Here is a 23,055-nt window from a genome sequence, read left to right as displayed (position 1 = left end):
GAGTATATCGGCGACCGCCCCGGGATCTCCCGGTGGATCACCAGCTGACCGGCAGCGCCTTGCCCTCTTCGTAGCCCGCCGCCGACTGGATGCCGACGCGCGCGCGGTCGCGGAACTCGGCGAGGTCGCGCGCACCCGCGTACGTGAACGAGCTGCGCACGCCCGACGTGATCATGTCGAGGAGGTCTTCGAGGGAGGGCCGCAGCGGGTCGAGGTAGATCGACGACGACGAGATGCCCTCGGCGAAGAGCTCCTTGCGGGCGAGCTCGTAGGGCGAGAGGCGGTCGAAGCGCTCGCGCACGGCCTTCGTCGAGGCCATGCCCCAACTCTCCTTGTAGAGCCGGCCGCCCGCATCGCGGGCCAGGGTTCCGGGCGCCTCGATCGTGCCCGCGAACCACGAGCCGATCATGACGGATGACGCGCCCGCCGCCAGGGCGAGTGCGACGTCGCGCGGGTACCGCACTCCGCCGTCGGCCCACACGCGCGCACCGAGCTCGCGTGCGGCCTCTGCGGTCTCGAGCACGGCCGAGAACTGCGGACGCCCGACCGCGGTCATCATGCGGGTCGTGCACATGGCGCCGGGGCCGACGCCGACCTTCAGCACGTCGGCGCCGGCGTCGACGAGGTCGGCGACCGCGTCGGCCGTGACGATGTTGCCCGCGACGATGGGCACCCCGAGCCCCAGGTCGCGCACGATCGACACCGCGCGCACCATGCCCTCCTGGTGCCCGTGGGCCGTGTCGAGCACGAGCATGTCGACGCCGGCCGCGACGAGTGCGGAGGCCTTCGCCGCGACGTCGCCGTTGATGCCGACGGCCGCGGCGACGCGGAGGCGCCCCTCGGCGTCGACGTTGGGCTCGTAGATCGTGCCGCGGAGCGCACTGCGCCGGCTCAACGTGCCGACGACCCGTCCGTGCAGCAGCACGGGGGCGAAGTCGAGCCCCGCGTCGACCATGAGGTCGAACGCCCGGCGAGGGGTGTCGACGTCGTCGGCGTCGAGCGAGGCGAGGCCGCCGTGCACGAGGTCGCCGAGGCGCGCATCGGGCAGCGCGGTCGCGAGGCGCTCCGCGGCGATGCATCCGACGTACTCATTGCCTTCGCCCTGCAGCACGATGCCCTGGCCCGCGACCGGCGGCAGCACCGCGAGCGCATCGGCGACGGTGGCCTCGGGAGCGAACGTGTAGGGGGTGTCGAAGCGGGCGGACTGCGCCTTGACCCAGCGGATCGACTCCGCGAGATCCTGCAGGTGGAGGTCCTGCGGCAGCACGCCGATGCCACCCCGCCTGGCCAGTGATGACGCGAGTCTCGGGCCCGTGATGGAGTTCATGTTCGCCGACACGATCGGCACGGAGGCACCCGACCCGTCGTCGGGGGCGAGCGACACGTCGAGGCGGCTCGTGACGCCCGACCGGCTCGGCACGAGGAACACGTCGGAGTAGGTCAGGTCGTGGCTGGGTTCGGTGCGGTAGAACTCCATGCGCCTCACGCTACCGCCACCGGCTGGAAGCCGAGCCCGCAGAAGGGGTTTAGGCTTGTCGAGGCGATCGGCCCTCCGCGCGAACCGCGAAGTGTCCCGATCGTGAGAGAAAAATCCAGTATCAACGGAGAGAGTGGGCGATCGGCTGTGTCGAGCCAATTGACCGGGTCGGGGTCTGAAGAGACCACGGCGGGCGAATACGGGGCCAACGAGTGGCTCGTCGACGAGATGTACGAGAAGTTCGTCGTCGACCCTGAGTCCGTCGACCGGTCGTGGTGGCCGGTGCTCGAGTCGTATCGCGACGCCCGCTCCGGCGCAGCAGCAGCTCCGACGACGGATGCCGCGGCCGCGACGCCTGCGACCGAGACCCCCGTCGAGCCCGCCGCCGCAGCGCCCGCCGCCGCAGCGCCCTCGGCAGACGCTCCCGCCGCGCCCTCGGCATCCGCGCCCCCGACGACCCCGAACCCGGTCATCGGGCAGACGCCGGCGGCCCGCACGACGTCGGTCGCCCCGCGCTCGAACCCCGTGCCGGCCGACGTGCCCGTCACGAGCCCGGTGCAGGTCGTCGACGACGGCGAGCGCACCGACGTGGTCGTGCCGCTGAAGGGCATGCCCAAGGCGCTCGCCGCGAACATGGACGCCTCGCTCACCGTGCCGACCGCCACGAGCGTGCGCACCGTGCCCGCGAAGCTCATGATCGACAACCGCATCGTGATCAACAACCACCTGCGTCGCACGCGCGGCGGCAAGGTGAGCTTCACGCACCTCATCGGCTGGGCGCTCATCCAGGCGCTCAAGGAGTTCCCGAGCCAGAACGTCTACTACAGCGAGGTCGACGGCAAGCCCAGCCTCGTCAAGCCCGCGCACATCGGCCTCGGCATCGCCATCGACATCCCGAAGCCCGACGGCACCCGCGCCCTCCTCGTGCCCGCCATCAAGCGCGCCGAGTCGATGACGTTCAACGAGTTCCTGAACGCCTACGAAGACCTGGTCGGCCGCGCCCGCAACAACAAGCTCACCGCCGACGACTTCTCGGGCGCGACGATCTCGCTGACGAACCCGGGCGGCATCGGCACGGTGCACTCGGTGCCCCGCCTCATGAAGGGCCAGGGCTGCATCATCGGCGCCGGCGCCCTCGAGTACCCGGCCGAGTTCCAGGGCGCCTCCGAGAAGGTGCTCGCGAACCTCGCCATCGGCAAGACCATCACGCTCACCTCGACCTACGACCACCGCGTCATCCAGGGCGCCGGTTCGGGCGAGTTCCTGAAGAAGGTGCACGAGCTCCTCCTCGGCCAGCGCGGCTTCTACGAAGACCTCTTCGCGGCCCTCCGCCTGCCGTACGAGCCCATCCACTGGTCGCCCGACATCTCGGTCGACATCGCGAGCGCCATCGACAAAACGGCCCGCGTGCAGGAGCTCATCAACTCGTTCCGCGTGCGCGGCCACATGATGGCCGACACCGACCCGCTCGAGTACCAGCAGCGCTCGCACCCCGACCTGAACATCGAGAGCCACGGGCTCACCTTCTGGGACCTCGACCGCGAGTTCGTCACGGGCGGGTTCGGCAACACCCGCACGGCCCTGCTGCGCGACATCCTCGGCGTCCTTCGCGACTCGTACTGCCGCACCATCGGCATCGAGTACATGCACATCCAGGACCCCGAGCAGCGCACCTGGATCCAGGAGCAGGTCGAGCGCAAGTACGAGAAGCCCACGCACGACGAGCAGATGCGCATCCTCGGCAAGCTCAACGAGGCCGAGGCGTTCGAGACCTTCCTGCAGACCAAGTACGTCGGCCAGAAGCGCTTCAGCCTCGAGGGCGGCGAGTCGGTCATCGCGCTCCTCGACGAGATCCTCCAGGGCGCCGCGAAGGAGCAGCTCGACGAGGTCGCCATCGGCATGGCCCACCGCGGCCGCCTCAACGTGCTCACCAACATCGCCGGCAAGACCTACGGCCAGGTGTTCCGCGAGTTCGAGGGCACCACCTCGGGCCAGGGCTCGGGCGACGTGAAGTACCACCTCGGCACCGAGGGCACCTTCACGGCCGACGACGGCGCGCAGATCCCCGTCTCGCTCGCCGCGAACCCCTCGCACCTCGAGGCCGTCGACGGCGTGCTCGAGGGCATCGTCCGCGCCAAGCAGGACCGCAAGCCGATCGGCACGTTCTCGACGCTGCCGATCCTGATCCACGGCGACGCGGCCATGGCCGGCCAGGGTGTCGTGATCGAGACCATGCAGATGTCGCAGCTCCGCGGCTACCGCACGGGCGGCACGATCCACGTGAACATCAACAACCAGGTCGGCTTCACCACGGTCCCGGGCGACGCCCGCTCGTCGATCTACTCGACGGATGTCGCCAAGGCCATCCAGGCCCCGATCTTCCACGTGAACGGCGACGACCCCGAGGCCGTCGTCCGCGTCGCGGAGCTCGCGTTCCGCTACCGCCAGGAGTTCCACCGCGACGTCGTCATCGACCTCGTCTGCTACCGCCGTCGCGGTCACAACGAGGGCGACGACCCCTCGATGACCCAGCCGCTCATGTACAACCTCATCGAGGCGAAGCGCTCGGTCCGCAAGCTCTACACCGAGGCCCTCGTCGGCCGCGGCGACATCACCGAGGCCGAGTACGAAGAGGCGCACCGCGACTTCCAGGACCGCCTCGAGCGCGCCTTCGCCGAGACGCATGCCGCGCAGACCGGGTCGATCCCGATCGTCGGCGCGACCGAGTCGTTCGACCTCGAAGCGCCCGCGACCGGTGAGCTCGCCACCACGGGCGTCTCGACCGATGTCGTGCACGCCGTCGGCGATGCGTTCGGCAACAAGCCGGCCGGCTTCACGGTGCACCCGAAGATCCAGCAGCTGCTCACGAAGCGCGTCGACATGAGCCGCAACGGCAAGATCGACTGGGGCTTCGGCGAGCTGCTCGCGCTCGGCTCCCTGCTCATCGAGGGCACGCCCGTGCGCTTCGCCGGCCAGGATGCTCGCCGTGGCACGTTCGTCCAGCGCCACGCGATGCTCCACGACCGGGCGAACGGCCAGGAGTGGCTGCCGCTGCAGAACCTGTCCGAGAACCAGGCCCGGTTCTGGATCTACGACTCGCTGCTCTCGGAGTACGCGGCGATGGGCTTCGAGTACGGCTACTCGGTCGAACGGGCCGACGCGCTCGTGCTCTGGGAGGCCCAGTTCGGCGACTTCGCCAACGGGGCCCAGACCATCATCGACGAGTTCATCTCCTCGGCCGAGCAGAAGTGGGGCCAGCGCTCGAGCGTCGTGCTCCTGCTCCCGCACGGCTACGAGGGCCAGGGCCCCGACCACTCGAGCGCCCGCATCGAGCGCTTCCTGCAGATGTGCGCAGAAGACAACATGACCGTCGCGCGCCCGTCGACGCCGGCGTCGTACTTCCACCTGCTGCGCCGTCAGGCGTACGCCCGCCCGCGTCGTCCACTGATCGTCTTCACCCCGAAGGCGATGCTGCGCCTGCGCGGTGCGACGAGCGAGGTCGCCGACTTCACGAACGGCCGCTTCGAGCCGGTCATCGACGACGCCCGCATCACCGACAAAGACGCCGTCAAGCGCATCGTGTTCGTCTCGGGCAAGCTCTACTACGACCTGCTCTCGGAGCTCGACAAGAACCCGAACCCCGAGGTCGCCCTCGTGCGCCTCGAGCAGCTCTACCCGCTGCCGGCCGACGAGCTCAAGAAGGTGGCCTACAGCTACCCGAACGCCGAGTTCGTGTGGGCGCAGGACGAGCCCGAGAACCAGGGCGTCTGGCCGTACTTCATCGTCGAGACGAACAAGCTCGGCGAGAAGCCCGTGCGCGTGGTCTCGCGCGCTGCGTCGGCGTCGCCGGCCACGGGTTCGGCCAAGCGTCACGCCGCCGAGCAGGCCGACCTGGTGAGCCGCGCACTGACGCTCTGATCGTTCGGAGACCCGAAGAGGGCGGATGCCGCATGGCATCCGCCCTCTTCCGTTTCCGTCTGCTCGACGAGCGTGCGCCGGGTGCGCGGCGGGCCCGGGCGGGTTCCCCCGCCCGGGCCCGCGCGTCAGGCGCGGTGCTCTGCGTGGTGCTCCGCGGTCTCACGTGCGGTCTCGGCGTCGCCCGCGACGGCGGCCGTGACATCCGCCCGCCGCTCTCCGGCGTCGGGTCCGGCCCGCCACAGCTTCGACGGCCACCAGATCGCACGACCGAGGTCGTAGGCGAGGGCCGGCACGAGCAGCGACCGCACGAGGAACGTGTCGAGCAGCACGCCGAACGCGACGATGAACGCGAGCTGCGCCAGGAACAGGATCGGCAGCACGCCGAGCGCCGCGAACGTCGCCGCGAGCACGAGGCCCGCCGAGGTGATCACGCCGCCCGTGACGACGAGCCCGCGCAGCACCCCCTGGCGCGTGCCGTGCTTCACGGACTCCTCGCGCACGCGCGTCATCAGGAAGATGTTGTAGTCCACGCCGAGCGCGACGAGGAACACGAACCCGAACAATGGCACGACCGGGTCGGCGCCCGCGAAGACGAACACCTGGTTGAAGACGATCGCCGAGACGCCGAGCGCGGCGCCGAACGAGAGCACGACCGTGCCGATGAGCAGCAGCGGCGCGACGATCGACCGGAGCAGCAGCATCAGGATCAGCAGGATCACGCCGAGCACGAGCGGGATGATGAGGTTGCGGTCGTGGATCGACGCGACCTTCGTGTCGAGCGCGACCGCGGTGACGCCGCCGACGAGCACCGGCTGATCGGTCGTCGAGACATCCGCGAGCCCGTCGCGCAGGGCGACGACGGTCGCCTCGGCCGCGTCGGAGTCGCTCGCATCGGCGAGGGTCGCGTCGAGCTGCACGAGACCGTCGACGACGGTCGGCTCGCCGGCCGGGGTGCCGGGAGGGCCGAGCGGCTGGATGCCGTCCTCGGTGACCGGCAGCGACCCGCTGGGCGAGTCCGCCGAGACGACCGACAGCGAGTCGACGCCGTCGGCCGCGAGCACGACCTCGGCGACCGCGTCGAGGTCGTCCTCGGACGCGACGATGACGGCGGGCGTGCCGGAGCCGCCGGGGAAGTGCTCGCTCAGGAGCGCCTGCCCGTCGCGCGCCTCGGAGTGGCCGAGCACGAACTCGCTCGAGGGCACGCCGTCGGCCTTCAGCTGCGTCACGCCGAGCGCCATGACGGCCAGCAGCAGCGTCGAGACGATCCAGGTGACGCGGGGTCGACGGGCGACGAGTCTGGCCACCTTGGGCCAGATGCCCTTGCGCGCGACGACGTCGTCGGCCTCGACATGCGCGCCGAACTTGGGACGCACGGGCCAGAACGCCGCACGGCCGGCCCAGAACATGAGGGCGGGCAGCAGCGTGAGCGAGGTGAGCAGCGCGAACGCGATGCCGATCGCCGAGACCGGGCCGAGCAGCTTGTTCGACGTGAGGTCGCTCGCGAGCAGCATGAGCAGGCCCGCGATCACGGTGCCGCCCGACGCGAGGATCGGCTCCCACGAGCCGCGCAGGGCCGCCCAGGTGGCGTCCCACTTGCGCTCGTGCTGGTGCAGCGCCTCGCGATAGCGCGCGATGTAGAGCAGCGAGTAGTCGGTCGCGGCGCCGATCACGAGGATGAACAGGATGCCCTGCGTCTGCCCGTTCAGCACGAGCACGTCGGCCTGCGCGAGCGAGACCACCACGAGCACCGAGGCGCAGAGGGCGGTGAGGCTCGTGCCGAGCACGATGAACGGCAGCAGCGGCGAGCGGTACACGCTCACGAGGATCAGGAACACCGCGCCGAACGCGACGAGCAGGAGCAGTCCGTCGATGCCCGCGAATGCGGCGGAGAGATCGGTCGTGAAACCCGCCGGCCCGGTGACGGCGGCCTCGAGGCCGGCTCCGGATGTCTCGGCGACCCGCTCGCGGACCTCGCCGACGACTTCCTTGACCTCGGCCGACGTGTCGACCTGCACGAACACCTCGGCGGCCGCGCCGTCCTCGGACTCGACCGCGGGCGAGACGCCGTCGGCGAGCACGCCGTCGATCGCCGCGAACGCGTCGACGTCGGCGGCGATGGCCGCGACATCCGCCTCGGTGAGGCCGCCGTCGCGCGCATAGACGACGATCGCCGGGATCGACTCGTCGCCGCGGAACTCGGACTGCAGCGCCTGCACCTCGGCCGACTCGCTGGAGGCGGGCAGGAACTGGGCCTGGTCGTTCTCGACGACGTCGCTGAGCGTGCCGAAGGACGCCCCGCCGGCGCCGAATGCGGCGAACCAGACGAGGATCAGGACGGTGGGCAGGAGCACCCTGAGCCAGGTCGGAACACGACCGGATCGGGTGGTGGGCGGGGCTGACTCGTTCATCACCCTCGACGCTACGCGCGCACCTCGTGCGCCGGCGTCCGTCGAACGGTTGAACGTCGAGCGGGTGACCGTCGCGGCCGCCGAGGACCGGCGGCGCGCCCGGGATCAGTCGGCTGCGACCCCGTGACCGGCCTGCACCGTGCGGATCTGCGCGAGCACCAGGGTGCGCAGCGTCTCGGGAGCGCTCTCCTTGCAGGCGCGCTGCATCACCTCGGTGATGGCGACGCCCACGCGCACCTCGTTCGAGCAGTCGGGGCAGTTCTCGACGTGCGCACGGATGTCGGCGGCATCCGCACTGGCGAGTTCGTGGTGCAGGTACTCCTCGAGTTCTGCACGGGCCTTCTCACAGCCGCAGTCGTTCATTTCGGGCTCCTCGGCAACTTCTGCCTCTTGGGGGTCGGTGCGGCAGTGGCGATGCCCTGCTCGCTCGCGTACTCGGCGAGGGACTCGCGCAGCAGCCGCCTGCCTCGATGCAGTCGGCTCATCACGGTCCCGATGGGGGTGTTCATCATGTCGGCGATCTCTTGGTACGAGAAGCCCTCGACGTCGGCGAAGTAGACCGCGAGGCGGAAGTCCTCGGGCAGCGCCTGGAGCGCGTCCTTCACGGCGCTGTCGGGCAGGTGGTCGATCGCCTCGGCCTCGGCCGACCGCGTCGAGCGCGCCGTGGTCGACTCGGCGCCGCCGAGCTGCCAGTCCTCGAGCTCGTCGATCGTGCCCTGATACGGCTCGCGCTGCTTCTTGCGGTACGTGTTGATGAAGGTGTTCGTGAGGATGCGGTACAGCCACGCCTTGAGGTTCGTGCCCTGCGTGAACTGCCCGAAGGCCGCATAGGCCTTCACGAACGTCTCCTGCACCAGGTCTTGCGCATCGGCGGGGTTCTTCGTCATGCGGAGCGCCGCGGCGTACAGCTGATCGATGAAGGGCAGTGCCTGCTCTTCGAACAGTTCGCCGAGCGGACGCTCGGACTCCGGTGCGGTGTCGATCTCGTCGGCAGTCATCACCGGCCATCCTAGGCCGTCGCCCTGAGACGTCACCCTGCGGCGCCGACGGGTCGAGACGGGTGCCGACATCGAGGTCGACGCCGTCGTGATGGGGGTACGCAGCTCTGCCACGGGCACGCGCATCAACTCCTTCCGCGTTCGCGAACGCTACTGTTGGTAACCGATGCAGATCCAGAAGTATTCCGAGCCAGAGTTCGATCCCTACGGCGATCGCCGCGAGACCGAGCCCGACCCCGGGTGGCTCGCGCCCGTCGCCGCGCAGCCCCTCGACTCGGTGCTCGCGCTGCCCGGCTCGAAGTCGCTGACCAACCGCGAGCTCGTGCTCGCGGCCCTCGCCGACGGCCCCTCGACGCTGCATGCGCCGCTCTGGTCGCGCGACAGCGAGCTCATGATCGACGCGCTGCGCGCCCTCGGCACCTCGTTCGAGCGGATGCCGGCCACCGGCGGCTTCGGCGACGACCTGCGCGTCATCCCGGCCGACGAGCTGCTCGGCTCCACCACCGTCGAGTGCGGCCTCGCCGGCACCGTCATGCGCTTCGTGCCGCCGGTCGCAGCGCTCGCGCTCGGCCCCACCACCTTCGACGGCGACGAGGGCGCCCGGCGCCGGCCGATGGGCGGTTCGATCGAGGGCCTGCGCGCACTCGGCGTCGACCTCGACGACGACCGCCGCGGCGCGCTGCCGTTCACCGTGCACGGCACCGGACGCGTCGAGGGCGGCGCGGTCGAGCTCGACGCCTCGGCCTCCAGCCAGTTCGTCTCGGGCCTGCTGCTCTCGGCGGCCCGCTTCGAACGCGGGCTCGACCTCCGCCACACGGGCGAGCGCCTTCCGAGCCTGCCGCACATCGAGATGACCATCGAGACGCTGCGTCAACGCGGCATCGAGGTCTCCTCCCCCGAACCCGGGCGCTGGGTCGTCGAACCCGGCCCGATCCGAGCGGTGGATGTCGCGATCGAGCCCGATCTCTCGAATGCGGCGCCGTTCCTCGTCGCCGCGCTCGTCGCGGGCGGCAGTGTCAGCATCGTCGGCTGGCCCGACACCACGACGCAGGTCGGCGCCCAGCTCGAGCACCTGCTCCCCCGCTTCGGCGCGCGCGTCGAACGCGTCGGCGACCGGCTCACCGTGCAGGCGCCCGAGCGCACGGGCGACGGCGGCCGCGGCATCCGCGGAGCCGATCTCGACCTCTCCGAGGCCGGCGAGCTCGTGCCGAACCTCGTCGCCCTCGCCGCGTTCGCCGACGGGCCCAGCACGTTCACGGGCATCGGGCACATCCGCCACCACGAGACCGACCGGCTCGCGGCGCTCGTCGCCGAGCTGAACGGCCTCGGCGGCGACGTGCGCGAACTCGACGACGGCCTGCACATCGTGCCCGCACCGCTGCACGGCGGCCCGTGGCGCGCCTACGCCGACCACCGCATGGCCACGACGGGCGCGATCGTCGGGCTCGCCGTCGACGGCGTGATCGTCGACGACATCGGCTCCACGAGCAAGACGCTGCCCCAGTTCACCGCGCTCTGGGAGCAGATGCTCGCATGAGCTGGTGGGACGCTGGCGACGACGAAGACGACGAACCCGAGTTCGACGAGTCGAGCGTGCGGGTGCGTCCCAGTCGTCGCGGCAGCAGGCCCCGCACGAAGGTGCGTCCGCAGCACGCCGACGCCGTCGTCGGCCTCGTGCTCGGCGTCGACCGCGGCCGTTACACGGTCATGGTCGACGAGAACGGCCCAGACGAGCGCACCCTGACCGCCGCCCGCGCGAGCGAGCTGCGTCGCAAGTCCGTCGTGACGGGCGACCGCGTCGACCTCGTCGGCGACACCACGGGCGACGAGGGCTCGCTCGCCCGCATCGTGCGCGTGCTCGAACGCAGCACGCTGCTGCGCCGCAGCGCCGACGACACCGACGAGGTGGAGCGCGTCATCGTCGCCAACGCCGACCAGATGCTCATCGTCGTCGCCGCGGCGAACCCCGAACCGCGCATCCGGCTCGTCGACCGCTACCTCGTCGCCGCCTACGACGCCCGCATCCAGCCGATCCTCTGCATCACCAAGACCGACCTCGCCGACCCGTCCGAGTTCCTCGAGAACTTCGCCGGACTCGACCTGCCCGTCGTGCGCTCGCGCACCGACGACATGCCGATCGACCTCATCACCGCCGAGCTCGTCGACCACCGCACCGTGTTCGTCGGCCACTCGGGCGTCGGCAAGTCGACGCTCGTGAACGCGCTCGTGCCCGGCGCCGATCGCGCGACGGGCGTCGTCAACACCGTCACCGGCCGCGGACGCCACACCTCGTCCTCGACGGTCTCGCTGCGCCTCGACTCGCCGGCCGGCCGCGGCTGGGTCATCGACACCCCCGGGGTGCGCTCGTTCGGCCTCGGCCACGTCGACCCCTCGAACATCCTGGGCGCGTTCAGCGACCTGGCCGCGATCGCCGAGCGCTGCCCGCGCGGCTGCACGCACCTGCCCGATGCACCCGACTGCGCCATCGTCGAGGCCGTCGACGCCGGAGAGCTCGGCGACACCGGCCGCGCCCGCCTCGACTCGCTGCAACGACTGCTCGAGACGTTCCGCTGAGCACCGCCTGCGCGCGGCCTGCGAGTCGCCCGCGGCATCCGGCGACGCCATCGCCCCCACCTCGGACGCAGCGAAGCCGTGACACCATGGACGCATGACCCATGCACGACTCGCCCCCGGCGACCTCGCACCAGACTTCACCCTGAACGACCAGCACGGCACCCCCGTCACCCTCTCGGAGCTGCGCGGCGAACGCGTCGTGCTCTACTTCTACCCCGAGGCGATGACGCCCGGCTGCACCACCGAGGCCTGCGACTTCCGCGACAACCTCAACTCGTTCGCGTCGGCCGGCGTGCGCGTCGTCGGCGTCTCGAAGGACGCGGTCGAGAAGCTCGCCAGGTTCGCCGAACGCGACAGCCTGAACTACACGCTCCTCTCCGACGAGGACCTCGCCGTGCAGCAGCGCTACGGCGTCTGGGGCGAGAAGCAGAACTACGGCAAGACGTACGTCGGCTCGATCCGCTCGACCCTGGTCATCGGCGTCGACGGCGTCATCGAGCACGCCTGGTACAACGTCAAGGCCACCGGGCACGTCGCACGGGTGCGCCGCGAGCTCGGGCTCGACGGCTAGGCTCGCCGCCGCGATCCACGCCGACGGGCGCCCACGACGTTCACGCGCCGTGCGGCGCCCGTTCGTCGTCGGCGCGCGTGTAGGCCAGGCGCACGGGCGTCCAGAGCAGCAGGCCGATCACCGTGATCGCCGGCACGAGCAGCACCCAGCCGACATCGGGCCTCGCGAACATGCCCTGGAACGCGCCGACCGCGATCGACACCTGCAGCACCTGCCACACGATCGCCGACCCCCGCGCCCACGGCGCGCGTCGGAGCGAACCGACCGCGACCGCTCCGACCCACAGCGCGGCGATGAGCACGAGGACGAGCAGGGCGATCGCCGTCGCGTACGACGACGGCGCGAGCGAGAGCAGGTCGACGACGAGCCAGACCACCACCGCGACGAGCCCGAGCGCCTCGAGCACGAGCACGCCCGACACCGTGATGAGCGCGGCGCGGACGCCGCCGGCATCAGATGCGTCCTGCGGCATGTTCGCGTTGGTTTCGTCGGTATTCACAGCGTTATCCCATTCACGGCTATTGATTCGGTCTCATCACTATGCGAACATTTATGAGGCCGAATTGATGCTCACAGGGACGTGAGCCGATCGATACCGATCCTACTTCCCGTAATTCGGCCTTTCCCCCAATGCAGCACAGCCGGCTACGGCTCGCGCAATCGTGCGCGTCTGCAGACGAAACACATCGCAAGGAGCATCTTCATGGATTGGCGCGACAAGGCCGCCTGCCTCACGGCTGACCCGGAGCTTTTCTTCCCGGTCGGCAACACTGGTCCCGCAGTCGACCAGATCGAGAAGGCGAAGGCCGTGTGCGCCCGATGCACCGTCACCGAGATCTGCCTCCAGTACGCCCTCGAGACCGGCCAGGACTCGGGTGTCTGGGGTGGCCTCAGCGAAGACGAGCGCCGCGCCCTCAAGCGCCGCGCAGCCCGCGCGCGCCGCGCCGGCTGACCAGCCTGCACCACAGCACGGAGCGACGCCGTGGCCCTCGAGGCCACGGCGTCGTTTCGTGTGCCCCCTGCGGGCCGGCGGCCGACCCGGGCCGGACTGCGAGCGCTCCACCGCGCGGCGCCGCGGGCAGGTGTCACGCGCGCGGATCACGAACTGTGGATGCCGTCGACGGCACGCGCGACCGCGGCATCCGCTCGCTCGGCCGCGCTCCACTCGTTGATCGCTCGGCGAGCCCTTAGACCGCGGTGATCCAGCGCAGCGGGACCTCGATGGTGACCTCGGTGCCGCGACCGACGACGGTGTGCCAGTCGATGGTGCCGCCGAGTTCGCCCTGGATGAGGGTGCGCACGATCTGCGTGCCGAGGCCCTCGCCGACCTTGCCCTCCGGCAGGCCGGATCCGGTGTCGCGCACCTGCACGGTCAGCGTCGTGTCGGAGCGCTCGGCCATGATCTCGACGTCGCCCTCCTGACCCGCGAGTCCGTGTTCGACCGCGTTCGTCACGAGTTCGGTCAACGCGAGCGCGAGCGGGGTCGCGTACTCGCTCGGCAGGACGCCGAACGAGCCCGAGCGCTTCGGGTGCGCGGTGGTGTTGTGGGCCGAGGCGACCTCGGCGACGAGCAGCAACGCGCGATCGAACACCGCGTCGAAGTCGACGTTCTGCGAGAGGCCCTCCGACAGGGTGTCGTGCACGACGGCGATCGCGCCGACACGGCGCATGGCCTGCGTCAGCGCCTCGCGCGCCTCGTCGGAGTGCGTGCGCCGCGCCTGGATGCGCAGCAGCGACGCCACCGTCTGCAGGTTGTTCTTGACGCGGTGGTGGATCTCGCGGATCGTCGCGTCTTTGGTGATGAGCTCCTGCTCCTGGTGGCGGAGCTCGGTCACGTCGCGGCTCAGCACGATCGCGCCGATGCGCTCGCCCCTGCGCCGGATCGGGATGGCCCGGAGCGAGACCGTGACCCCCCGGGACTCGACGTCGGTGCGCCACGGGGCGCGACCCGTCACCACGAGCGGCAGGGATTCGTCGACCACGAGCTTGCCCGTCAGCAGGCGGGTGGTGACCTCGGCGAGCGACTCGCCCTCGAGCTCGTCGTCGAAGCCCATGCGGTTGAACGCCGACAGCGCGTTGGGGCTCGCGAAGGTCGTCGTGCCGTCGACGTCGAGCCGGATGAGCCCGTCGGACGCACGCGGGGCGCCGCGTCGCGGGCCGGTCGGCGCACCGAGATCAGGGAAGTCGCCCGAGGCGATCATCTCGAACAGCTCGTCGGCGCACTCGTTGAACGTGAGCTCCTGCCGGCTCGCGGTTCGCGTCGCCCCGAGGTTCGTGTGCCGCGTGATGACCGCGACCGGTTCGGGGGCGACCTTCGTGCCGGCCAGCGCCAGGCGCCGCATGACGGGCACGGCGCGAACGCGGGTCGGCATCTCCTCGTACCAGTCGGGCGCCGAGGAATCGGCGATGTGCGCGCCGTCGAACGCCTCGTCGACGAGTTCTCGCCACTGCGACTTGATGGGCTGCCCGACGAAGTCGCGATAGAACAGCGTGGCCGCGCTCGACGGCCGCGAGTGCGCGACGGCGACGAAGTCGTCGTCTCCGGACGGCACCCACAGGACGATGTCTGCGAAGGCGAGGTCCGCGAGCAGCTGCAGGTCGCCGACCAGCATGTGCAGCCAATCGACATCGGCCTGACTGCTGCGGCCCTGCGCGAGGACGAGATCACTGAGGGTCGACACGGTTCAAGCGTACTGGTCGGATGCCGCGGCCACCGCGACCGCGTCGCCTCCGGGTCGCGTCAGCTCGCCGCGACACCGGCGCGAACCGGCCCGAAGCGTCGTCGTGGCACGGTGACAGGCACCGCGGGGAGGAATACGTCGTGCGCGAAATCGCGCATCGCCGTGCGGAGCGGCGACTTGGATGCGGCGTCGCGGAGCGTGCGCGCGGTGAGGATCGCGGCGTCGACCGCCCGACCGTCGTGCGGGAGCATGACGACGTCGGAGAGCCCGGCGAATCGGCGCATCGTCTGGCGCACCTGCCCGTAGGCGTCGATGCCGAGGGCGCTCGCGCGCACCCGGTTCACGACCACGCGGATGCGCCCGGGGTCGACGAGGTCGACCAGTTCGGCGTGGCCTCGGAGCAGGCGCGAGAGCCCGACGGGGTCGGCCAGGCCGACGGCGACGACCTCGTCGGCGAGGGCGAGCGTCGCGAACGTGGCGGCATTGCGACGAGGGGCAAACTGGTCGCTCGTGAGTTCCTCGTCGTGCTCGAGGCTGAATCCGGTGTCGACCACGACGTAGTCGACCCACTCGCGGATCGCTCCGAGCGCGGTCGTGACCCGGTCGCGCGAGAGTTCGGGCCACCGGCTCGGCCCGACCAGTCCGGTGAACACGTCGAACGAGGCTCGGGCGCTCGAGTAGCGCTGCGCGATGCGTTCGAGCTCGCCGCGGTCGAGCGCCCCGGAGCCCGCGAGCCGGCATGCCGAGGCGAACCCCGGCGCCTCGTCGAGGAGGCCGAGCGAGGCGGCCACGACGCCGCCGTACGGATCGGCGTCGACGAGGGCGACCCGATGCCCGGCCGCAGCGAGCTCGGCCGCGAGATTCACGGCGACGGTCGTGCGTCCGGGGGCCCCGGCGGGGCCCCATACGGCGATGACCGGTGCCGTGCGCGCCGGTTCACGGCTGGCAGCGCCGCTCTGCCCTGCCGCCGCCACGGGCACTCCCCCGCTCACGATCGGCTCGAGCTCCCGCCAGGTCGCGGAGAGCGCGAACACCTCGTGGAGTCCGAGCGCCCGGGCCTGAGCGCGCTCGGCATCGTTCGCAGCGAGCGCGACGATGCGGATGCCGCGGATGTCGCAGGCCTCGAGCAGTGCCGCGCTCAGCGCAGAACGACCGGCCCCGACGAGCACGACCTCGGGCGCGATCGCATCGATGCCGGCGAGGAGCTCCGCCTGGGCGAGTGCGCGCCCCACGATGAGGTGACCGTGCTCGACGGCGTCGGCGAGCAGCCGGTCTTCGGTGGCCTGATCGAGTGCGAAGGCGAGGCGGCTCACCGATCGGCCTCGGGCCGGGCGGGTACGAGGTCGATCGCGTCTTCGGCGGCCAGCGCCTGCAGCAGCGCGGCCACGCGTTCGCGCGGCACGAGCAGTTCGACGGATCTGCTGTCGCCGTCGACCATTCCGCCGCTGTCGATGACGGCCGCGACCTCGGCCTCGGGAACGAGCACGGTCGGCGGGGCCGAGTCGCCCCGGTCGAGCCGGCGTGCCGACCACACGTCGACGACGGTGCCGCGCACCACGCCCTCGGGCAGTGCTCCCCTGCTGGGCACGACCACGGTCGCGAGTCCGGCGCGATCGACCTCGTCGACCGCGCCGAGCGGCACGAGCTCTCCCTGGCGGATGGTGCTCGTGACGAGCAGACCGCCGTCGGTCAGGGCGTCGGGCTCGAGGTACCGCACGTCGGCGGCACCGAATCGCACCCGCTCGACGACGAGGTCGGACTCGAGGATGCGGTCGCCGGGCGTGAAGGTCTCGGTCGCCGTGTAAACCTCGGTCGCGTCGTCGAGGCCGCTGACGAGCGTGTAGACGCCGACCGTCGAGCCGACGATCAGCACGACGCCGATGATCAGGCGCGGATCGATGCGGATCGAACCGCGCTCCGTGCGACGAGGCATCCTGCTCCCTTCGGCGACGCCCGCCGTCGCACCGGGACCATCGTTCCGGATGCCTGCCGAATCACCATGAAGTTATCCACATCGAGGCTCGGATCGCCCCTTCCGGTCGATAATCGAGAAATGAGCACATCAGATGCGAGCGAGCTGGGGCGTTTCCTGTCGATCGCCGACGCCGCGCAGATGCTCGAGGTCGACGCGGCCACGATCACGGGGCTCATCACGTCGGGCGAGCTCCCGGCCATCAGGGTCGGCGATGCCGGCCCGTGGCGCATCGAACGAACGCAGCTCGAGTTCTGGATCGACTTCCGGCTCGAGCAGACCCGTCGTTCGGCGCTGTGGGAGCAGGGCGAGTTCGCCGACGTCGCCGACTTCTCCAACGTCACCGCCCTCGGTCCTCGCCGCCTGCACACCTGAGACGCGGTCCAGGCCCGGCGCCGGCGCCGAGTTCAGGCGCCAGCGCGTACCCGAATCACGGCGCGCCGCGATCAGTTCGAGGGACCGAACGACACCAGCATCACGCGATCGAGCGGCACGATGCGATAGCCCTGCACGTCGCGCTCACGTCTCGGCGTGCCGACCGGGTGCAGCGCGAGATCGAGGTGGTCGCGGGCGACGCGGTCTATCGTGCCGTGCACGCGGCCGCCCTCGGTGTGCACGTGGACGGGCGCTCGTCGCCTGCTGAGGTCTCGAAGCGGAAACGCCAGCCCCATGCGGTCGGTGAGGCTCGACGACGGCTCCTGGAGTGGCTCGAGACTCCGCTCGAGCAGCGAAGGGCCTGCGAGCACGGCCGCGATCGCCTCGAAGGGGACGATGCAGTGGCGGCCGCTGCGGTCGCCGTCGAGCTGATCGGCGCTCATCCAGTCGCGACCGAACGCGGAGGGCCGCACGGCGAGCGTCGCGCCCGTGCGCAGTTCGAGGCGGATGAACGCGGCGAGGTCGTCGTGGATGGCGCGCGCCATGCCCGCGAATCGATCGCGGAGGCCCAGACGACCGAGCCGCAACCGCTCCTCTTCGAGCGCGAGGGCGCGCTCCTCGTCGCGCTGCTCCTGGTCGAGTCGCGCCTCCAGGTCGTCGAACAGGAGGTCCCACCGCATGCAGGCACGTTACCCGTCATGACGCCCGCAGGACCGCGGTTCTCCACAGGTCGAAACACCCTCTTGACATGTATTCCGCCACGCTCATACATTCATCGCAGGGTCCCCCGAAAACGTCCCCCGTTCGGGGGCACCGCCCCCACGGCTCACGCCACCCTCCCGATGGAGCACAGATGCCCGCACGCCCCGCCCTGCGCACCGACGCGCGCACGTCCGCTTCGTTCCTCGACGACGACGAGTTCTTCGGCCCGCAGGCGTCGAGGCGAACCGAACTGCCCGATCCGTCGGCCATGCTGCAGAGCCTCACGCACTGCGTCGTCGAGGTCATGGCGGGCGCACGCGACCTCGAGCAGCTCGCCCGGTGGGTCACCGACGACGTCTACCGCAGCCTCTCGATGCGCGTCGTGCTCGCGAACCGGTCACGACGGGTCAAGGGCGTCGCGCCGCAGCGGCCGGTGTTCCGCCTCGGCCGGGTCGTGACCTGCGAACCGGCCGACGGCGTGGTCGAGGCGGTCGTGCTCGTGCACCAGCCCCACCGGGTGCGTGCCGTCGCCATCCGCCTCGAAGGCCTCGACCAGCGCTGGAGGGCGAGCGCGATCACGGTGCTCTGATGCCGCGCACGAGACCCCAGACGCCCTGGAGCGGATCGAGGCGGCATACGAGGCGTCGCGGCGGCGACCGCAGATACGACGACGGGGCCGGACATCCATCGGATGTCCGGCCCCGTCGTCTGCGTGCTAGCTGCCCTTGCGCTCCTGCGCCCGACGCTCGGCGCGGTTCTGCGGAGCCGCATCGCCGCTGCCGTCGCCACCGCGCTGGCCGAACGCCCCGCGTGCCTGCTCGGCGGCCGGCGCCTGGGGCTGCGACTGCGCCTCGGCGACGGCGCGACGCGCGCGCTGCGTGGCGGCCTGCTGCACCTGTCCTCGCTGGTTGCGCACCTCGACGCCGCCCGAGTCGCTCGGCGCGGAGTAGCTGAGCTTGTCTTGAGGGGCTTCCTGGCGCGAGAGCCCCTTGGCCTCGATGCCGGCGCCCTGCGGCGCGACCTCGACCTCGAGGTTGAAGAGGAAGCCGACCGTCTCTTCGCGGATCGAGCCCATCATCTGCTGGAACATGGCGTAGCCCTCGCGCTGGTACTCGACCAGCGGGTCGCGCTGCGCCATGGCGCGAAGGCCGATGCCGTCCTTCAGGTAGTCCATCTCGTAGAGGTGGTCGCGCCAGCGGCGGTCGATCACCGAGAGCACGACGCGCCGCTCGAGCTCGCGCATCGCGGGGCTTCCGAGCTGCTGCTCGCGACGCTCGTAGGCGAGCTTCGCGTCGGACATGATCTCGGTGCGGATGAACTGGCGGTTGACGCGCCCCTTCTCGCCGGCCTCGGCGACGACCTCGTCGATCGTGATGCCGATCGGGTAGAGCGTCTTGAGCTCGGTCCAGAGGGCGTCGAAGTCCCACTCGTCGGGGTTGCCCTCTGCCGTGTGCGAGTCGAGCACCTCGTCGACGACGTCTTCGAGGAAGCGCTGCGTGCGCTCGTGGAGGTCGTCGCCCTCGAGCACGTGTCGACGGTCGCCGTAGATGGCCTCGCGCTGGCGGTTGAGGACGTCGTCGTACTTGAGCACGTTCTTGCGGATCTCGGCGTTGCGCGCCTCGACCTGCGACTGCGCCGAGCGGATGGCCCGGGAGACGACCTTCGACTCGATGGCCACGTCGTCGGGGACGCCGCGCGACATGAGGCTCTCGGCGGCACCCGCGTTGAAGAGGCGCATGAGGTCGTCGGTCAGCGACAGGTAGAAGCGGCTCTCGCCGGGGTCGCCCTGACGGCCGGAGCGGCCTCGGAGCTGGTTGTCGATGCGCCGCGACTCGTGGCGCTCGGTGCCGAGCACGTAGAGCCCGCCGGCCTCGAGCACGCGCTCGGCCTCGGTGGACACCTCGCCCTTGACGGCGTCGAACACGGCGTCCCAGGCGGCCTCGTACTCGTCGGGCGTCTCGACGGGGCTGAGCCCGCGTTCGTGCATCTGCTGCACGGCGAGGAACTCGGCGTTGCCGCCGAGCATGACGTCGGTACCGCGACCGGCCATGTTCGTGGCGACGGTGACCGAGCCGTAGCGACCGGCCTGAGCGACGATCGCGGCCTCGCGTGCGTGGTTCTTCGCGTTCAGCACCTCGTGCCGCACGCCCTTCTTGGCGAGCAGCCGCGAGAGGTACTCGCTCTTCTCGACGCTCGTCGTGCCCACGAGCACCGGCTGGCCCTTCTGGTGCCGCTCGACGATGTCTTCGACGACCTGGGCGAACTTGACCTCCTCGTTCTTGTAGACGAGGTCGGGCTGGTCGAGGCGCAGCATCGGCTTGTTCGTGGGGATCGGGACGACACCCAGCTTGTAGGTCGCCATGAACTCGGCCGCCTCGGTCTCGGCGGTGCCGGTCATGCCCGAGAGCTTGTCGTAGAGACGGAAGTAGTTCTGCAGCGTGACGGTGGCGAGGGTCTGGTTCTCGGCCTTGACCTGCACGCCCTCCTTCGCCTCGATGGCCTGGTGGATGCCCTCGTTGTAGCGGCGTCCGACGAGGATGCGGCCGGTGTGCTCGTCGACGATGAGCACCTCGCCGTTCATCACGACGTAGTCCTTGTCGCGCTTGAACAGGGCCTTCGCCTTGATGGAGTTGTTGAGGAACGAGATGAGCGGGGTGTTCGCCGACTCGTAGAGGTTGTCGATGCCGAGGTAGTCCTCGACCTTCTCGATGCCCTCTTCGAGCACGCCGACGGTGCGCTTCTTCTCGTCGACCTCGTAGTCCTCGCCGGGCGTGAGGCGACGCGCGAGGTTCGCGAACTCGGCGAACCAGCGGTTGGCCTCGCCCGAGGCCGGGCCGGAGATGATGAGCGGGGTGCGCGCCTCGTCGATGAGGATCGAGTCGACCTCGTCGACGACGGCGAAGAAGTGACCGCGCTGCACCATGTCGGCCGTCTGCCAGGCCATGTTGTCGCGGAGGTAGTCGAAGCCGAACTCGTTGTTCGTGCCGTAGGTGATGTCGGCGGCGTACTGCTCGCGGCGCACCTGCGGGGTCTGGCCGGCCACGATGCATCCGGTGGTCATGCCGAGGGCGCGGAACACGCGGCCCATGAGCTCGGACTGGTAGCTCGCGAGGAAGTCGTTGACCGTGATGACGTGCACGCCGCGACTGGCGAGCGCGTTCAGGTACGCGGCCGTGGTGGCCACGAGGGTCTTGCCCTCACCGGTCTTCATCTCGGCGATGTTGCCGAGGTGCAGCGCGGCGCCGCCCATGAGTTGCACGTCGAAGTGCCGCAGGCCGAGCGTGCGACGGCTCGCCTCGCGCACCGCGGCGAACGCCTCGGGCAGCAGGTCGTCGAGGGACTCCCCGTTCGCGTACCGCTCGCGGAACTCGACGGTCTCGTGCTTCAGCTCCTCGTCGGTGAGGGCGGTGAAGTCGTCTTCGAGCGCGTTGATGGCCGCCGCGTAGTTCTGCAGTCGCTTGAGGGTTCGGCCCTCGCCGACGCGGAGGACCTTCTCCAGAATCGAAGCCACGAATGATCTCCTGTCATTGCGGCGCGCCATGTTCTCGGAGGAACGTTCCTCGGGTGGAACGCCGAAGGCACGCCGGTTGCGCCGTATCGACGGCATCATAACCATGCTAGCGGGCACCGGGCTGGGCGGACTCGGAGAGGAGCCTGTGCAGCCCCGATCGGACTTCGCCCGTCGCGAACGCGACAGCGCCACCGACTCGCGGGTTCGCGAACTCGGTGGCGCCGTCGGCCCTCACTCGGGCGATGAATGACGGATGCCGCGGCTATGCGCTCGCGCGCTGCAGCGAGACCTCCTCGTCGTCGACGAACGCGTCGGCGTTCTCGTCGAGCCCGATCAGGCCGTAGTCCCAGCCCTTGCGGCGGTAGACGACGCTCGGCCGACCGGTCTCGGAGTCGACGAAGAGGTAGAAGTCGTGACCGACGAGCTCCATGAAGGAGAGCGCGTCGTCGACGGTCATCGGCGCCATGGCGAACACCTTGCGTCGGATGACGACGGGGCAGTACACGTCTTCGTCTTCGGCGACGGGCGCGGCGTCGTCGATGACGGGGATCGACCCGGTGCGCACCTGCTCCAGCACCTCCGGACGTGCTGCCTGCACTCCCACCTCGGCGAACCCGAGGTCGGTCGCCTCCCGGATGGACGTGGGCCGATGTTGCCCCCGATGGACCTTTCGCCGGTCCTTGGCTCGGCGAATGCGTTCGAGCAATCGGCCGAGTGCGACGTCGAACGCCGCGTACTTGTCGGATCCGTCGGCCTCGGCCCGGACGACGGGCCCCTTGCCGACGAGGGTGAGCTCGACTCGGTCGGGCCCGGTGTTGCCGTTCTTCTCGTGGTGCCGCGAGAGCTTCACATCGAGCTGAATGGCACGGTCGGCGAGGTGGGAGATCTTCTCCGACTTCTCGGTCGCGTAGGTACGGAAGCGATCCGTGATCCCCAGGTTTCGTCCGACGATGTTCAGTTCCATGACGACCTCCATCCACCGACGTGTCACCCGGTTCTGAAGGGTGGTAGACCACGCCTGTCCTGCCACCGTAGTCTGCGAACCATCGGATGTCACCACCTGTTCACCGAGAGGACCCTGAACGTCGTCCGCTTCGCAGGGGCGTCTCGGCGAGCACCGCCACCGCCTCGACGCACGCTCCCGCGGCCACGAGCGCACGACGGGCTTCGAGGAGTGTCGAGCCCGTGGTCAGCACGTCGTCGACGAGCAGGAACCGCCGTCCGTGGAGGCGTCTGCGAGCCACGAGCCCGCCCTCGGCGTTGGCCGCGCGGGCGGCCGCGCCGAGTCCGGCCTGGTCGTCGCGGTCGCGCGCGAGCCGCAGCACGGAGGTCGCGCGAAGCCCGCACGCCGCGAGCAGCAGGGGCACGGGCCGGTATCCGCGAGCCCGGAGCGCGGCCGGGGGCGAGGGCACCGTCGCCACGAGCAGGCCGGCCCCGCTCGAACCGCCCGTCCGCGGCACCTCGGCGAGCGCCGCACGGATCGACGCGGCCAGTGCCGGGGCGAGCACGCGCGCGACATCCGCCCGCCCGCCGTCCTTGAAGGCGCCGATGACGGATGCGACGACGTCGCCGTACTCGAGGCCGGCATGGGCCCGCAGATCGGCTCGCGACACCGCGACGGGTCGTGCCGCGACCGCGGCACGGCACGCGGGACAGACCGCGAGGTCTGGCCGGCCGCACCCGGCGCAGGAGACCGGCATCACGGTCGCGGCGGCCGCGGCGAGCGCGGCACGAGCGGCACCCGCGGCGCGGGCGGCGCGCGCGACCTCGACGGCACCGATGCCATTCGGCTCGTCGGGTCGGTGGGCGGGTCGAGAGGACATGCACCGAGCCTGTCCAGCGCGCCGCGGCATCCGCCCGCCCTCACT

General features: G+C 70.6%; 19 protein-coding genes. 7 read left to right on the top strand and 12 right to left on the bottom strand.

The annotated features are described in order from the left end of the window. Positions 1–37: 37 nt before the first annotated feature. Complete coding sequence (gene guaB1, locus GQR16_RS09540; RefSeq protein WP_157414904.1) at positions 38–1,477, bottom strand: GMP reductase; 1,440 nt, start codon at positions 1,475–1,477, stop codon at positions 38–40. A gap of 147 nt (positions 1,478–1,624) precedes the next feature. On the opposite strand from guaB1, the gene GQR16_RS09535 reads away from it, so the two are divergent. Next, positions 1,625–5,395 carry a multifunctional oxoglutarate decarboxylase/oxoglutarate dehydrogenase thiamine pyrophosphate-binding subunit/dihydrolipoyllysine-residue succinyltransferase subunit gene (locus GQR16_RS09535; protein WP_157414903.1) on the top strand — a complete coding sequence of 1,257 codons (3,771 nt, stop codon included), beginning with the start codon at positions 1,625–1,627 and terminating at the stop codon, positions 5,393–5,395. A 125-nt stretch (positions 5,396–5,520) separates the two neighbouring features. Here GQR16_RS09535 and GQR16_RS09530 read toward each other — a convergent pair whose 3' ends face one another. From GQR16_RS09530 to GQR16_RS09520, 3 genes are all read right to left on the bottom strand, one after another. Then, positions 5,521–7,803: an MMPL family transporter gene (locus tag GQR16_RS09530; protein ID WP_157414902.1), complete on the bottom strand. Its 2,283-nt coding sequence runs from the start codon at positions 7,801–7,803 to the stop codon at positions 5,521–5,523. A gap of 105 nt (positions 7,804–7,908) precedes the next feature. Continuing rightward, positions 7,909–8,166 carry a zf-HC2 domain-containing protein gene (locus tag GQR16_RS09525; RefSeq protein WP_067878250.1) on the bottom strand — a complete coding sequence of 86 codons (258 nt, stop codon included), beginning with the start codon at positions 8,164–8,166 and terminating at the stop codon, positions 7,909–7,911. Beyond that, on the bottom strand, positions 8,163–8,801 hold the full coding sequence (locus GQR16_RS09520) for a sigma-70 family RNA polymerase sigma factor (RefSeq protein ID WP_157414901.1): 639 nt from the start codon (positions 8,799–8,801) through the stop codon (positions 8,163–8,165). The genes GQR16_RS09525 and GQR16_RS09520 overlap by 4 nt, the downstream gene beginning before the upstream one ends. A 166-nt stretch (positions 8,802–8,967) precedes the next feature. Between GQR16_RS09520 and aroA the strand changes: the two genes are divergently transcribed. The 3 genes from aroA (at position 8,968) to bcp (ending at position 11,946) form a co-directional block, all read left to right on the top strand. Further along, positions 8,968–10,338 carry a 3-phosphoshikimate 1-carboxyvinyltransferase gene (gene aroA / locus GQR16_RS09515; RefSeq protein ID WP_157414900.1) on the top strand — a complete coding sequence of 457 codons (1,371 nt, stop codon included), beginning with the start codon at positions 8,968–8,970 and terminating at the stop codon, positions 10,336–10,338. Further along, positions 10,335–11,375: a ribosome small subunit-dependent GTPase A gene (gene rsgA, locus GQR16_RS09510; RefSeq protein WP_157414899.1), complete on the top strand. Its 1,041-nt coding sequence runs from the start codon at positions 10,335–10,337 to the stop codon at positions 11,373–11,375. Before aroA ends, rsgA begins: the two co-directional genes overlap by 4 nt. Before the next feature lie 94 nt (positions 11,376–11,469). Further along, a complete protein-coding gene (gene bcp / locus GQR16_RS09505) occupies positions 11,470–11,946 on the top strand; it encodes a thioredoxin-dependent thiol peroxidase (RefSeq protein ID WP_157414898.1) in 477 nt (158 codons plus the stop codon). 40 nt (positions 11,947–11,986) lie between these two features. Here bcp and GQR16_RS09500 read toward each other — a convergent pair whose 3' ends face one another. Then, positions 11,987–12,445, bottom strand: coding sequence for a hypothetical protein (locus GQR16_RS09500; RefSeq protein WP_246200681.1), 459 nt, complete (start codon positions 12,443–12,445; stop codon positions 11,987–11,989). A 204-nt stretch (positions 12,446–12,649) separates the two neighbouring features. Here GQR16_RS09500 and GQR16_RS09495 point away from each other — a divergent pair, with 204 nt between their 5' ends. After that, a complete protein-coding gene (locus GQR16_RS09495) occupies positions 12,650–12,898 on the top strand; it encodes a WhiB family transcriptional regulator (RefSeq protein ID WP_055859573.1) in 249 nt (82 codons plus the stop codon). Between the two features lie 235 nt (positions 12,899–13,133). Here the strand turns inward: GQR16_RS09495 and GQR16_RS09490 are convergent, their stop codons facing one another. The 3 genes from GQR16_RS09490 to GQR16_RS09480 are packed head-to-tail and all read right to left on the bottom strand — an operon-like array spanning position 13,134 to position 16,560. Further along, complete coding sequence (locus GQR16_RS09490; RefSeq protein ID WP_157414897.1) at positions 13,134–14,627, bottom strand: sensor histidine kinase; 1,494 nt, start codon at positions 14,625–14,627, stop codon at positions 13,134–13,136. Between the two features lie 59 nt (positions 14,628–14,686). Further along, positions 14,687–15,940: a CpaE/TadZ family protein gene (locus tag GQR16_RS09485; RefSeq protein WP_157414896.1), complete on the bottom strand. Its 1,254-nt coding sequence runs from the start codon at positions 15,938–15,940 to the stop codon at positions 14,687–14,689. Then, complete coding sequence (locus GQR16_RS09480; RefSeq protein ID WP_157414895.1) at positions 15,937–16,560, bottom strand: hypothetical protein; 624 nt, start codon at positions 16,558–16,560, stop codon at positions 15,937–15,939. The genes GQR16_RS09485 and GQR16_RS09480 overlap by 4 nt, the downstream gene beginning before the upstream one ends. 120 nt (positions 16,561–16,680) lie before the next feature. Between GQR16_RS09480 and GQR16_RS09475 the strand changes: the two genes are divergently transcribed. After that, positions 16,681–16,974: a helix-turn-helix domain-containing protein gene (locus tag GQR16_RS09475; RefSeq protein WP_157414894.1), complete on the top strand. Its 294-nt coding sequence runs from the start codon at positions 16,681–16,683 to the stop codon at positions 16,972–16,974. Between the two features lie 71 nt (positions 16,975–17,045). Here the strand turns inward: GQR16_RS09475 and GQR16_RS09470 are convergent, their stop codons facing one another. Continuing rightward, complete coding sequence (locus GQR16_RS09470; RefSeq protein ID WP_157414893.1) at positions 17,046–17,654, bottom strand: hypothetical protein; 609 nt, start codon at positions 17,652–17,654, stop codon at positions 17,046–17,048. A gap of 173 nt (positions 17,655–17,827) precedes the next feature. On the opposite strand from GQR16_RS09470, the gene GQR16_RS09465 reads away from it, so the two are divergent. Continuing rightward, positions 17,828–18,265 carry an Rv3235 family protein gene (locus GQR16_RS09465; RefSeq protein WP_157414892.1) on the top strand — a complete coding sequence of 146 codons (438 nt, stop codon included), beginning with the start codon at positions 17,828–17,830 and terminating at the stop codon, positions 18,263–18,265. 126 nt (positions 18,266–18,391) lie between these two features. Here GQR16_RS09465 and secA read toward each other — a convergent pair whose 3' ends face one another. The 3 genes from secA to GQR16_RS09450 all read right to left on the bottom strand — a co-directional run bounded on the left by secA (position 18,392) and on the right by GQR16_RS09450 (position 23,010). Then, positions 18,392–21,187, bottom strand: a complete 2,796-nt coding sequence (gene secA, locus GQR16_RS09460) for a preprotein translocase subunit SecA (protein WP_157414891.1) — start codon at positions 21,185–21,187, stop codon at positions 18,392–18,394. Between the two features lie 262 nt (positions 21,188–21,449). Next, complete coding sequence (hpf, locus tag GQR16_RS09455; protein WP_157414890.1) at positions 21,450–22,151, bottom strand: ribosome hibernation-promoting factor, HPF/YfiA family; 702 nt, start codon at positions 22,149–22,151, stop codon at positions 21,450–21,452. Between the two features lie 100 nt (positions 22,152–22,251). Beyond that, a complete protein-coding gene (locus GQR16_RS09450) occupies positions 22,252–23,010 on the bottom strand; it encodes a ComF family protein (RefSeq protein WP_157414889.1) in 759 nt (252 codons plus the stop codon). Positions 23,011–23,055 lie beyond the last annotated feature (45 nt).

The organism is Agromyces allii, assembly GCF_009749385.1.
GTDB lineage: Bacteria > Actinomycetota > Actinomycetes > Actinomycetales > Microbacteriaceae > Agromyces > Agromyces allii.
This window is presented reverse-complemented; position numbering and strand designations above follow the sequence as displayed.

Coding starts and splice junctions, on each gene's coding strand:
- guaB1 (WP_157414904.1), bottom strand. CDS start 1,477: ATGGAGTTCTACCGCACCGAACCCAGCCACGACCTGACCTACTCCGAC.
- GQR16_RS09530 (WP_157414902.1), bottom strand. CDS start 7,803: ATGAACGAGTCAGCCCCGCCCACCACCCGATCCGGTCGTGTTCCGACC.
- GQR16_RS09525 (WP_067878250.1), bottom strand. CDS start 8,166: ATGAACGACTGCGGCTGTGAGAAGGCCCGTGCAGAACTCGAGGAGTAC.
- GQR16_RS09520 (WP_157414901.1), bottom strand. CDS start 8,801: ATGACTGCCGACGAGATCGACACCGCACCGGAGTCCGAGCGTCCGCTC.
- aroA (WP_157414900.1), top strand. CDS start 8,968: ATGCAGATCCAGAAGTATTCCGAGCCAGAGTTCGATCCCTACGGCGAT.
- rsgA (WP_157414899.1), top strand. CDS start 10,335: ATGAGCTGGTGGGACGCTGGCGACGACGAAGACGACGAACCCGAGTTC.
- bcp (WP_157414898.1), top strand. CDS start 11,470: ATGACCCATGCACGACTCGCCCCCGGCGACCTCGCACCAGACTTCACC.
- GQR16_RS09495 (WP_055859573.1), top strand. CDS start 12,650: ATGGATTGGCGCGACAAGGCCGCCTGCCTCACGGCTGACCCGGAGCTT.
- GQR16_RS09480 (WP_157414895.1), bottom strand. CDS start 16,560: ATGCCTCGTCGCACGGAGCGCGGTTCGATCCGCATCGATCCGCGCCTG.
- GQR16_RS09475 (WP_157414894.1), top strand. CDS start 16,681: ATGAGCACATCAGATGCGAGCGAGCTGGGGCGTTTCCTGTCGATCGCC.
- GQR16_RS09470 (WP_157414893.1), bottom strand. CDS start 17,654: ATGCGGTGGGACCTCCTGTTCGACGACCTGGAGGCGCGACTCGACCAG.
- GQR16_RS09465 (WP_157414892.1), top strand. CDS start 17,828: ATGCCCGCACGCCCCGCCCTGCGCACCGACGCGCGCACGTCCGCTTCG.
- hpf (WP_157414890.1), bottom strand. CDS start 22,151: ATGGAACTGAACATCGTCGGACGAAACCTGGGGATCACGGATCGCTTC.
- GQR16_RS09450 (WP_157414889.1), bottom strand. CDS start 23,010: ATGTCCTCTCGACCCGCCCACCGACCCGACGAGCCGAATGGCATCGGT.